At 57.8% G+C, this 10,060-nt stretch carries 13 protein-coding genes; 7 read left to right on the top strand and 6 right to left on the bottom strand.

Annotated features, from left to right (window positions below; genetic code table 11):
* Positions 1-297: 297 nt before the first annotated feature.
* The gene (locus Q0C17_RS15205) at positions 298-633 is read right to left on the bottom strand and encodes a hypothetical protein (protein ID WP_291208066.1); all 336 of its coding nucleotides are present in this window, start codon (positions 631-633) and stop codon (positions 298-300) included.
* A 131-nt stretch (positions 634-764) separates the two neighbouring features.
* On the bottom strand, positions 765-1,310 hold the full coding sequence (locus Q0C17_RS15200; protein ID WP_366914842.1) for a tyrosine-type recombinase/integrase: 546 nt from the start codon (positions 1,308-1,310) through the stop codon (positions 765-767).
* A gap of 330 nt (positions 1,311-1,640) precedes the next feature.
* On the opposite strand from Q0C17_RS15200, the gene Q0C17_RS15195 reads away from it, so the two are divergent.
* Genes Q0C17_RS15195 through Q0C17_RS15185 form a run of 3 tightly spaced genes read left to right on the top strand, consistent with a single transcriptional unit; the run spans position 1,641 to position 3,074 of the window.
* Positions 1,641-2,072, top strand: coding sequence for a YHS domain-containing (seleno)protein (locus tag Q0C17_RS15195; RefSeq protein WP_291208062.1), 432 nt, complete (start codon positions 1,641-1,643; stop codon positions 2,070-2,072).
* The gene (locus Q0C17_RS15190) at positions 2,062-2,571 is read left to right on the top strand and encodes a winged helix DNA-binding protein (RefSeq protein WP_291208060.1); all 510 of its coding nucleotides are present in this window, start codon (positions 2,062-2,064) and stop codon (positions 2,569-2,571) included. Before Q0C17_RS15195 ends, Q0C17_RS15190 begins: the two co-directional genes overlap by 11 nt.
* Positions 2,568-3,074, top strand: coding sequence for a GNAT family N-acetyltransferase (locus Q0C17_RS15185; RefSeq protein WP_291208058.1), 507 nt, complete (start codon positions 2,568-2,570; stop codon positions 3,072-3,074). Before Q0C17_RS15190 ends, Q0C17_RS15185 begins: the two co-directional genes overlap by 4 nt.
* Positions 3,075-3,292: 218 nt before the next feature.
* Here Q0C17_RS15185 and Q0C17_RS15180 read toward each other — a convergent pair whose 3' ends face one another.
* Entirely contained in the window at positions 3,293-3,904 is a 612-nt protein-coding gene (locus tag Q0C17_RS15180; protein WP_291208056.1) for a glutathione S-transferase family protein, read from the bottom strand.
* 1,149 nt (positions 3,905-5,053) lie between these two features.
* On the opposite strand from Q0C17_RS15180, the gene Q0C17_RS15175 reads away from it, so the two are divergent.
* The 4 genes from Q0C17_RS15175 to Q0C17_RS15160 all read left to right on the top strand — a co-directional run bounded on the left by Q0C17_RS15175 (position 5,054) and on the right by Q0C17_RS15160 (position 6,659).
* A complete protein-coding gene (locus Q0C17_RS15175) occupies positions 5,054-5,563 on the top strand; it encodes a hypothetical protein (RefSeq protein ID WP_291208054.1) in 510 nt (169 codons plus the stop codon).
* 204 nt (positions 5,564-5,767) lie between these two features.
* Complete coding sequence (locus Q0C17_RS15170) at positions 5,768-6,034, top strand: hypothetical protein (RefSeq protein ID WP_291208052.1); 267 nt, start codon at positions 5,768-5,770, stop codon at positions 6,032-6,034.
* Between the two features lie 53 nt (positions 6,035-6,087).
* Positions 6,088-6,354, top strand: coding sequence for a hypothetical protein (locus Q0C17_RS15165; RefSeq protein ID WP_291208051.1), 267 nt, complete (start codon positions 6,088-6,090; stop codon positions 6,352-6,354).
* Between the two features lie 95 nt (positions 6,355-6,449).
* Positions 6,450-6,659: a hypothetical protein gene (locus tag Q0C17_RS15160; RefSeq protein WP_291208049.1), complete on the top strand. Its 210-nt coding sequence runs from the start codon at positions 6,450-6,452 to the stop codon at positions 6,657-6,659.
* Positions 6,660-6,965: 306 nt separating this feature from the next.
* Here the strand turns inward: Q0C17_RS15160 and Q0C17_RS15155 are convergent, their stop codons facing one another.
* The 3 genes from Q0C17_RS15155 to Q0C17_RS15145 form a co-directional block, all read right to left on the bottom strand.
* On the bottom strand, positions 6,966-7,562 hold the full coding sequence (locus tag Q0C17_RS15155) for a histidine phosphatase family protein (protein ID WP_291208047.1): 597 nt from the start codon (positions 7,560-7,562) through the stop codon (positions 6,966-6,968).
* A gap of 708 nt (positions 7,563-8,270) precedes the next feature.
* Positions 8,271-9,065, bottom strand: a complete 795-nt coding sequence (locus Q0C17_RS15150) for an alpha/beta hydrolase (protein WP_291208074.1) — start codon at positions 9,063-9,065, stop codon at positions 8,271-8,273.
* 15 nt (positions 9,066-9,080) lie between these two features.
* The gene (locus Q0C17_RS15145; protein ID WP_291208045.1) at positions 9,081-10,046 is read right to left on the bottom strand and encodes an aldo/keto reductase; all 966 of its coding nucleotides are present in this window, start codon (positions 10,044-10,046) and stop codon (positions 9,081-9,083) included.
* Positions 10,047-10,060: the final 14 nt, after the last annotated feature.

Here is a 10,060-nt window from a genome sequence, read left to right as displayed (position 1 = left end):
CGCCGGTCGCTCGTGCATGTGGGGAGCCTCCCTCCCGACGCGCTCGCCACACCTCAAACCATGGACTATGAAAGGACCAGACTCTCGAAATGAATGAGGGACGCTAGGGTCTCAGGTCAGTACTGCACCAGCATCTTAGGTCCAAAGATCACTTGAAATCGAGAGCACCGCGCCGCTTTGAGCTTACAGAGTGTCTGTTTTCGGCGAAGTCCGGCCTTGTGCTGGCGATGCAACCGAATGACAGGACTGAGGTGACCCTGCCGGACGTCGAACCTGATGATCGGAGCCGACTTGGCCCTAAGCGGACGGAGAGGAGCTTTCAGACACGACGGTCAGTGGACGACGTAAACGATAGAGCCAAGCACCAAAAGTGAGCAGGCCTCCAAACATAAATGCGTGCAGTACGATAATGATGGGAAACGCTACTACCACTGGCGCCATAGCTGCCAGAGCCGCGCCCCTGCCTTCTACGATCTCACCGTTTACGGTCATTTGCCCCGTCATCAGAGTGACCAGGACGAGGAGCACCAAGATAGCTCCCATGAAGAAGCCCCACGAAAGAATCCAACTCCAGACGAACAGTTTATAGGCACTGCCAAGCGTAAGATTCCCATCTACTGTTCGCAACTTCATGCTGGATCCTCCTGACGCGCTTGGATTGCACGAAACCCCTCGGTGGCCAATGTCTTTATTCGGCGAGATTGCGCCTCTTTTGAAGCGAGGATGGAACGGCAGGCAATTTCGATTCCTGCCGCTCCAGATTTTCACAGATCGATGCCAGTCGAGATTTCCAGCGCATCGTCAACGTCAACGCCCAGGTACCTGACTGTGCTCTCAAGCTTTGTGTGTCCGAGGAGCAGCTGGACAGCCCTCAGGTTGCCGGTCTTGCGATAAATGAGGGCGGCCTTCGTGCGCCTCAGGGAGTGCGTGCCATAGGTCGCCGGATTGAGCCCGATCGACGCCACCCAGCCCTGAACGATGCGGGCGTACTGCCGGGTCGAGAGATGGGGCGATGCTTCCAGCCGGCTCTGGAAGAGATAATCGTCGGCCCCAGGCACGCGGCCGTCGAACAGCGCGGTGATCGATCGACGGGTATTCTCCGTGATCTCGAACTGCACGGGCCTGCCGGTCTTCTTCTGGATGATCACGCCGCGCGACTTCACGTGTCCGCCGGACGCGACATCGCCAACCTTCAGCCTGACTAGGTCGCAGCCTCTGAGTTTGCTGTCGATCGCAAGATTGAAGAGGACGAGATTTCTCACGTCGCCTTCAAGCTCAAGCCGGGTCCGGATCGACCAGACCTCCTTCATCTTCAGAGCTGGCTTCTGACCGGTCAGTTTGCCCGCAGTCAAACGGCGAGGACCTGCTGTTCCTGAGCCCACGCCCGCCCGCTTCACTTCGTCTTCCATGATGTTCCTCCTGTTCAAGCCGCTGCGCAGCGCAGGCGGCTAAAGGGGAGGCATGCAAACGAGCGGCTAGAATGAGCGGCGTCTGCCGGTCAGAAAATCCTGAGGGGTAGGAGTTCGTGGCCGTTTTCTGACTTCCGGATCACTTGACATTTGAGTCTACGAAAGTATGCAGAGTGCATGTATCGGCGAATATGCATCGTAGCCGCAGGCATCCTTATCGCAATCGTTGGCGTGGTGGCTTACGTTGTGCACGAAAACGCACTGTTCGCGCGCGAAGCCGTCTATTCGACGCCGAATGGCGCAATTGACGGCTTCGACCCTGTTGCGTTCCATACCGACGGTGAGGCGATTCAGGGCTCAAAGGATTTCGTTACTGAGTATCGGGGCGCGACCTGGCGATTTGCCAGCGAGTCGCACAAGCTGTTGTTCCTTCACGCCCCCGAGAAGTACGCACCTCAGTATGGCGGTTATTGCGCCTTCGCCATGGCGAATGGATATACGGCACGCTCGGATCCAGACAACTGGACGATAGAAGGTGACAGACTTTTCTTGAACTTCGACGACGAAACACAACAGAAATGGCACCCGGACCGGACCGCGCTGATCGAGCGTGCCGACGCGAACTGGCCGCGTTCTGGTCCGGGTTCCCAAGATGTCCGTTGAACGCGCGCTCAATCTCTTAGGCGCCGCGGCTCAACTTTGCACGGACCGGCAGAACAGCGCGATCTCCTCGCTCGTTGGCCTCAATGGGACGTCGGCCGCCGCTTTGGTCACCATCGGTCACGCTCCCGGTGAAAGCATCGAATTCCTGAGACTGGCATTGTGCCGGTCTCACTCGGCGACTGTTCGGCTCGTCGCTGACTTGACTTCACGAGGTTTGGTCGATCGATCGGAACTCGATGACGGCCGCGCCGTAGGCCTACAATTGACGGCAAGCGGCGAAAGACTGGTGGAGAAAATCCATTCGGCTCGGATGGACGCGCTTTCACACTGCCTGAAAGGTCTCACATCGGTCGAAGTGAACCGCTTGAGCGCTTTGCTCGGCCGACTGCTCGAATCGAATGTCTCTGACGACGGACATGCCTACCAGATCTGCCGTTTGTGCAACGGTGACGCATGTGATCCGTGTCCGGTTGAAGATGCGGTGAGCGAAACCGCATGAACAGTTCCCACCTGACCTTCCGCCTCGTGGAGGAGCTTGATCTGCCGACGCTTGGCCGCTGGCTCCTCGCGCCTCATGTTGCGCGGTGGTACCCGGATGCAGACTACATCGAAGACCTGGAAGACCAGCTCGACGACGATCGCATCGTCATGAATCTCGTTCTGCTCAACGGGCAGCCTTTCGCGTTTGTTCAGGACTACGAGATTCATGCGTGGCAGAATCATCCGCTGTCATTCCTGCCTTACGGATCGCGTGGCCTGGACACGTTTGTCGGCGACGAAGCCCTTGTCGGCACGGGCTTGGGTTCAGCCTATTTGCGTTTGCGCGGGGATGCGCTGTTTGCAGCAGCCGTGCCGGCCCTAGGCATCGATCCGGCTGAACAGAACTATGCGGCGCAGCGTGCTTTCGAGAAAGCTGGCTATTCGAGGCATGGCGTTTCCGAAACGGAGTGGGGTCGTGTCTTGTTGATGACCCAGTTGGCCGGCTCGTTTTCGGATTTGTAATGGCCTATTTCGGCGAGTTTCCGCCGGGCGGCGACTTGGCTCACCAGTGGCTGGACTGAGGTGACGCTGCCGGTCAGGTAAATTGCCGATCGGATCCGACCTTGCCCAATGCAGTTGTTCGATGATGCTCGACAAACAGGACAAGCGATGACTTTGGCGCGGATCGCGCTGGACCTATGTGTCCTGCGCCAGGCGCACAACTGGAGCGACCAGTCGTGTTAGGGTTTCGCCAACGCCCGAGCCAACGCCGGGCGAGCGTAGCAGGCATCGGTCCAGCGCTGCACATTGGCATGTTCGCTATAGTCGAAGCGGATCATCCCCATCAGATGCATCACCGAAGCTACATTAAGATCTGCCACCGAAAAGGCGCTTCCCACTAGCCAGTCACGTCCTTCTAACGCTGTATCCAGCACCTTCAGCGGCCGCTGCAGGTTCTTAGTGGCGTGCTCAACGACCTTCGGGTTGCGCTTGTCCTCAGGTGTGAAAAGCTTCTGGATCACGATCTGCATCTGCAGCGGTTCTATCTCACTGATGCCCCAGACGCTCCATTGCCAGGCCCGCGCTTCATCCTCGTCTGAAGAGGGGTAGAGCGCTCCGCCATAACGCTTGGCCAGATAGAGGTTGATGGCCATCGACTCAAAAAGTTGCAGGTCGCCGTCGATCAGGGCTGGGATACGGCCATTTGGGTTGACGGCTAGATAGTCTGCCCCCTTGGAGTCGGCACCATAGGTGACTGGCACATGCTCATAGTCGATGCCTGTTTCCTCCATGCCCCAGATGGCGCGGATCGCACGGGAGCCGGAAATGCCGAACAGTTTGGGCTTGGTCACGGGTTCTGATCCCCTCGATGGTGGTGTCGGACAAAAGCGAACCGGTCTCAAATTGCGCAGTTTTACCGATTCAGCCAGCGCAAAGTTGACGTCAGTCGGCGAGGGCGGTTGCACGTGTCGCCTTGAAAACGGGACGGTGGTTTTCGGCGATCTCCGGTCTAGCGGCGGTGAGGCTGCCGGACGGCACGATTGGATCGACCCTGTCGGTCCCTGCGTTTGACGATGGGAGCCGACCTGGCCCAATGCCGCCATCGCGATTGCCTGACGGTACCAGATGAATACAAATGCACCTCGGCTGTTCTCCTGCCACTTCTGCAAGGCATCAGGTCAATGTTGAAGAATTTTCGCCTCACACTCTTCGCGTGGATTGGATACTTTTCCGCTGTCTTATCGGGACCGGACGCACTTGGCTTGGCTGGATTGATCCTGTTTGGAGTCTGCGTTGTTTTGGTCCTGACGTACCGCTGCCGGCCTTGTGGACGGCTGTGGCTGAACGATCTTTCGCTCCCGCGTGACTCTTGGAAGTTTCTCGTGTTTGTTCACCGATGCCGCTCGCCTGATAGCCGAGTGCATAGCTGACGTCCTTGCGATCAGTGTGCCGCGCTTGGGGTCGGTGGCCCATCCCTGCGTCTCGATGACCGAAGTTAAGTAACCCGGTCAGTCACCAATCAAAGAGAACCGAGTTATCGTGGCCCTAAACTGTCGGTCGCTAGGCAATGAGACTTTGGCTCGAAGCACCTGGAGCAGGTCAATGGGGCGTTTACGCAGAGTTGGCAGGATCTAGCGGTAAACTTTGAGGCGGTTTGATGAATCAATATCATGTGCGCAGCGCTGTTGCCCTTTTGGTGAATTCGATTGTTGTGTTGCCGTGTTGGTACTTCCAAGTACCGGTCGCTTCCACGTTTCCCATCGAAGCTGCTCTGTTGGTTTGGTCGTTATGTTTCTTCTGGCGTCCGATCTACGCTGCCAACGGTTTGAAGTTAGGAGTGGCGATGCAGTCGACTCCGTCCATAGCATTTGGGTCTCTCATTGGGCCGTGTTTCTTCGCAGTGGGAGCATTGGCTTCTATTTGTCTTCGTAGTTTTGGTTAAACACTGTGGGCCATTCCTGAACTCTCGCCTGGCGGGCAGACTAGAATTATAAGCACGTATGACTGTCACGCCTGAACTCTTGAAGGCGCTTGTTGAAAGCGACTTAGACCTTCTTTCGGATGGCAGGGTGTTGGCGCATATCCGCTCGCTACTGGTCCCGGCAAAGCCGGTTCTGCGGTCGTGGAACTATGGCTTTGATGGTGAACAGTATCCTCGCTGGACGGTGCTGGAACATCCTGCCTCCAACACAGGAATCGCATACTGCGAAAACGGTTTCGGTCCGAGATCGCCGTGGGGTCTGGTTTTCCTTGAAGGAAACGAAACTCAAATGTCGATTGGCATGGATTCCGGTTGGTTCACCACGTTCTTGCAGGCGTACTTCGATTCACAAGCGGTGAGTGAGTTGCCGATCTGGCGCGTCGTAAAGACGGACGCCTCGGGCAAGAGTCATTTCCTCACCGGCGAGGGAGCTTGGGACGAAACGTGGTCGCAAGTCATGTCGCTGCGAGAATCGGATGCGGCTAGTCGCTACAATCACACTCATAACATCGTCTACGAGCGGGAATGACCGTCATCGGCGAAGTCCGGCCTGGTGCGGTTGATGTGACTGAATGGCAGGACTGAGGTGACCCTGCCGGACTCTGCAATGATGATTGGTTCCAACTTGGCCCTATGCAGACATTCCGTTCTCAGTACTTTCGATGCTAGTTTGGACGGCATGAACCAAAGCCAATCGCCATACTACTGTCGGGTTCGGTGGCCGGACGCCGTGGTGCCCGAGGGCGAACCTCAATGGCTTCTTTATGAGATGGATAAGCAAGCGGACACGGTGCTGCGGACCGTAGACATCTTTGCCGACGGCAAAGTCACTCGAAACAGCGTCGATCTCGAACAGCGAAATGGCGATGCTTGTCCGTCCCTGATCGACACCTCTATCGTCGAGGCATTCGACGGGGTGGAGATGGAGACCATCACTTCGACAGAGTTTGAGAAGTTCTGGCTTATTGGCGTAGATAGGCCGTTCTGGTTTGTCCGTTAGCGGCGCAATCGGAACAACGATTGGTGAGCTTGTCACTGTGGGGAGCAATCGGAATGAAGCGCAGTAAATCTCCCATTCGAATAGCAACTATGTTCGCAATCATCGCATTTGTTATGTCATTTTTAGTGCTATGGTGGTCGGCCGGACTATCGATTAACTGCCCGGAAGGCTGGATATGCTATGCAAAGCCTGCTGTCGAAGAACGTGCACTAAACGCAGAAAGCACAGCGGCATTGGTGTTGTTTTTCAGCTTCGTCGTGTCTGGGCTCACTCTTGTTGCCATTTACCGTGATGTTCGGTCGGAGGTCGATAAGGATTGAGTAAGTTCGTGTATCGACCCAGCGGATTCTGCTCAGTTTAGACCGCTAAAGCGAATGCCTCAGCGGGTGTTTTCATACGGAGGGCCGGATGCTGCATGACCGCCTTCGGCGAGATTGAGAGATCAATGCATGTCTGCAAAATGTCCCAAGTGCTCTTGGCGTTTGCCGATGTTTTCCCGTCGGCCCGCAAATTTGTCGACGCTAAACTGCCCCTCGTGTGGTTCCTCGTTGAAATATGTATCAAACAATATGGCAGTAAGAGTTTTGATGTTTTTGGTTTTTATCCCCACCCTTTTTTTAGTTAGGCTAGATGAAGCGCGAAGTCCTCAGTACTTGTTTGTGGCGTCATTTTTGATTGCAATGCTTGCGGTCTTTGGAAATCTTACAGAAAAACTCGTAACCGATGAAACTTTCGACTGAGTGACCTGCGCCAGTATCGTCGGTCCACGGATAACTGGAAAATGAGAGCGCTTGGCCACTTTATGCGCGGAGGGAACGTCCGGAATCGGCGATGTCCGGCCTGGCGGCGAGGACGCAGCCGGATGACAGGATTGGATCGATCCTGCCATCTGCCAATAGCAGCCTACCTGGCTCATCGGAGACAGCCGAACTCAGTCGGACTGAATGAACTCTGAGCGGCCATTTGCCAGTTGGTAGAACCCGTCCTGCGGCGCCGGGAGCATTAGCATGGCTTGCTTTGATAGTTGCTCGTACAAGCCGCGAATTAGCTTGCCTGTTAGTCCATGTGTCACCACGATAGCCGGAGCGCGGGCTTCCCGCAGCCAGGCCGTCACGCGGGCGTACGCACCTTCGAACGTTTCTCCATCGGGAGAGCGAAAATACCAATCGTGAGGTCTGCTCCCCTTCAGCGCATCTGGGAACTCCGCGTCGATTTCATACATCGACATGCCATCCCAGCACCCTATCGAAACTTCGGCAATGCGCTGATCGATCTGGATGTCCAGGTTCACATGTTCGGAGATGAGCGAGGCGGTCTCTCGTGCCCGGCCAAGCGGACTTACGTAAGCGCGAACAGGCGCCGCAGAGCTAAACATCGCGGCAAGCCTTCTTCCCGCCGATTGCGCTTGCTCACGACCACGAGATGTCAACGGCGAATCTTTGGCTCCCTGGAAGCGACCCGCGCTATTCCATTCGGTTTCTCCATGACGAACCAGAAGAAAAGCGGGCTCACTTCCTGAAAGGATCATGCGCTCAATCTCCAATCATCGCTTAAACCGTTGTCAAGCGCCACGAGTTTCGGGCTCGCCGCTGTTCAGGTTCGATGTCGCCTTCCGGCGATTTCCGGCCTAGTGCTGCAAATGTCACTGAATGACAGGACTCAGGTGACCCAGCCGCACGCCGAACCTGATGATCGGAGCCGACTTGGCCCAATTCTGTCGGTCACTTCGCAACGAGACTCTGGCTCGAAGAACCTGGGGCAGGTCAAGCAGCGTCGGGGGCCCTGCTGAGCGCTGTCGAAATCGGCCGGAACGTTGAAGGAATCCCGTCCATGATTCCGGAATCGCGACTGGCGCAGGATCTGCCTGGCAACACAGCCCCCCATCGACGCTTACGCTTCAGGCACGTTGCCGGCGAACCTTGCGATCAACGCGCTGCGTGCGGTCGAGCCTCACCTCATCGAATTGCCATTCGGCTGCGTCAGGTTTTACGGAAGCATTGAGCTTCAGATTTTGAGTAGCCCCATAGACGCGGCCATAAGCTACACATGCAATGGTGAAGTGCTCTGCGTTGGAGAAACGCCCCGCACAGAAACACTTTGGTATTCGTCGGAGCTGCTGCGCGAAGGCAGACCTGTCGCGCGCCTGTTGATGATGAGTCGCATCATTCAACTCGATTGAATCGCAAACCTCACCGCAGTTCGGATGCTCCAAACCGCGTGGCGTGGGGGGCGGTCGTCATGGCCCGAGCAGGAACGCCCTGACCGCCGACAGGTAGTCGGCGAAGTTTTCGCGCCGGGTGTTGTGGCCGGCGCCGCAAACCCGGACCGCTCTGAAATTGCGGTTCAGGGAAAGTGCCTGCTCAGCGATTTCTGGCGTCACCAGACTGCCCAGAGCGGGATCGCCATGGATCAGAAGCGTGGGCGCGGTGATCGCCATAATGCTCTGTTGCCATGGCTGATGATACACCGGCATGGCTTCCGGATCGACCTGCTTCTTCGCGGCGGCCCAAGCAGGAAAGTCATCCGCGTGCCAGGCAGGCGAAGCGGCCTTCCCCCTTGCGATCAGCTCGCCCTCCGACAGGGTACGGAATGTCTCCACCTGTTCGCGGAACCTGTCCTTCCGCCGCGCAGCGCTCGCAGCATCGATCAGCGGCAGGAATGGGGGATCCTCAAGAATGACCTTAGAGACCTTGCCCGGATACGCGTTGGCGTAGGCGGCGATCGCGCGCGCGCCCACCGAATGGCCCATCACGATCGGCGCGTTCAGACCCAAGGCGTCAATCGCCTCGGCGATGTCATCCGCCGGGTCATGCCCAGCGCCGGCAGGTATCCGCGAACTCTCCCCGTGACCGCGGGCGTCCAGCATCACGATGTCGAATTCTGGCTCCAGAGCCGCCGCTAGCCGCAGCCAGCACAGGCCATTGTCGGTCAGACCATGCGACAGCAAAAGCGCCGAGCCCGTCCCGCCGGTGCGGTGATAGACGAGATGCCCGTCTGAGACATCGACGTGCCCGGTCTTCCAGCCTCTCATCAACACCTGGCTCCCCTACCAGGCATAGGCTTCGGGCGCAGGGCCGCAGGCCGGAAAGATGGTGTCAATCCCCGCGATCGTCTCGTCGCTCAGATGCATATCGGGGACGTGCAGTACAGAGGTAAGCTGATCGAGGCTGCGCGGCCCGATGATCGTGGCCGCAACCCCCGCCTGGCGCAGGAGCCAGGCCAGGGCGACCCCGCCGGGAGATTGCCGGAGCTCTGCGCAAAGGGCTTCGAACCGCGCGAGCTGCTGCGACCGCGCTGCGGCAGCGGCCTTGATCCCATCTGACTGGCGCCGGCCGCCTTGGTCCTCTGACCGGCCCGCCAGCAGGCCGCCCGCCAGCGGGCTCCAGGCGATCAACCCGGCACCATATTCCAGGCAGGCCGGGATCACCTCGAGCTCAGCCCGCCGCTCGATCAGATTGTAGAGGCTCTGTTCAGATACCAGCCCAAGCCTGCTCCGGGCGGCGGCTTTCTCGTTGGCTTGAGCGATCTTCCAACCCGGGAAGTTACTGGAGCCCACATAGGTGATCTTACCCTGAGCGATCAGCCGATCCATCGCCTGCCAGATCTCCTCCATGGGCGCGGCCCGGTCGATGTGGTGCATTTGGTAAAGGTCGATATGGTCGACCCTGAGGCGCTTGAGGCTGGCTTCGCAGGCCATCTGGATGTGGCGCGCCGACAGGCCGCGGTCATTGATATCCTCCGACATCGGCTCGTGGACCTTGGTGGCCAGCACAAGCCGGTCCCGCCGGCTGGGGTCCTCTGCCAGCCAGTTGCCCAGAATGGTCTCTGTCGCTCCAACCCCCTTGTCACCGCCATACTGATTGGCGGTGTCGATGAAGTTGATCCCTGAGGCGACCGCGCCGTTCAGAATCGCGAAGCTGTCTTCTTCGGTAGCCTTTGAACCAAAATTCATGGTGCCAAGGCAGAGTTCGCTCACCTTGAGCGCCGTTCGGCCAAGCGGTCGGTACTTCATGACAAACTCCAGGC

The organism is Hyphomonas sp. (assembly GCF_022844445.1).
Taxonomy (GTDB): Bacteria; Pseudomonadota; Alphaproteobacteria; order Caulobacterales; family Hyphomonadaceae; genus Hyphomonas.
This window is presented reverse-complemented; position numbering and strand designations above follow the sequence as displayed.

What these genes read in the sequence shown, in the direction of transcription:
- Q0C17_RS15205 (WP_291208066.1), bottom strand. Translation starts at nt 633, where the DNA reads ATGAAGTTGCGAACAGTAGATGGGAATCTTACGCTTGGCAGTGCCTAT.
- Q0C17_RS15200 (WP_366914842.1), bottom strand. Translation starts at nt 1,310, where the DNA reads ATGAAGGAGGTCTGGTCGATCCGGACCCGGCTTGAGCTTGAAGGCGAC.
- Q0C17_RS15190 (WP_291208060.1), top strand. Translation starts at nt 2,062, where the DNA reads ATGTCCGTTGAACGCGCGCTCAATCTCTTAGGCGCCGCGGCTCAACTT.
- Q0C17_RS15185 (WP_291208058.1), top strand. Translation starts at nt 2,568, where the DNA reads ATGAACAGTTCCCACCTGACCTTCCGCCTCGTGGAGGAGCTTGATCTG.
- Q0C17_RS15175 (WP_291208054.1), top strand. Translation starts at nt 5,054, where the DNA reads ATGACTGTCACGCCTGAACTCTTGAAGGCGCTTGTTGAAAGCGACTTA.
- Q0C17_RS15165 (WP_291208051.1), top strand. Translation starts at nt 6,088, where the DNA reads ATGAAGCGCAGTAAATCTCCCATTCGAATAGCAACTATGTTCGCAATC.
- Q0C17_RS15160 (WP_291208049.1), top strand. Translation starts at nt 6,450, where the DNA reads ATGACCGCCTTCGGCGAGATTGAGAGATCAATGCATGTCTGCAAAATG.
- Q0C17_RS15155 (WP_291208047.1), bottom strand. Translation starts at nt 7,562, where the DNA reads ATGATCCTTTCAGGAAGTGAGCCCGCTTTTCTTCTGGTTCGTCATGGA.
- Q0C17_RS15150 (WP_291208074.1), bottom strand. Translation starts at nt 9,065, where the DNA reads ATGAGAGGCTGGAAGACCGGGCACGTCGATGTCTCAGACGGGCATCTC.
- Q0C17_RS15145 (WP_291208045.1), bottom strand. Translation starts at nt 10,046, where the DNA reads ATGAAGTACCGACCGCTTGGCCGAACGGCGCTCAAGGTGAGCGAACTC.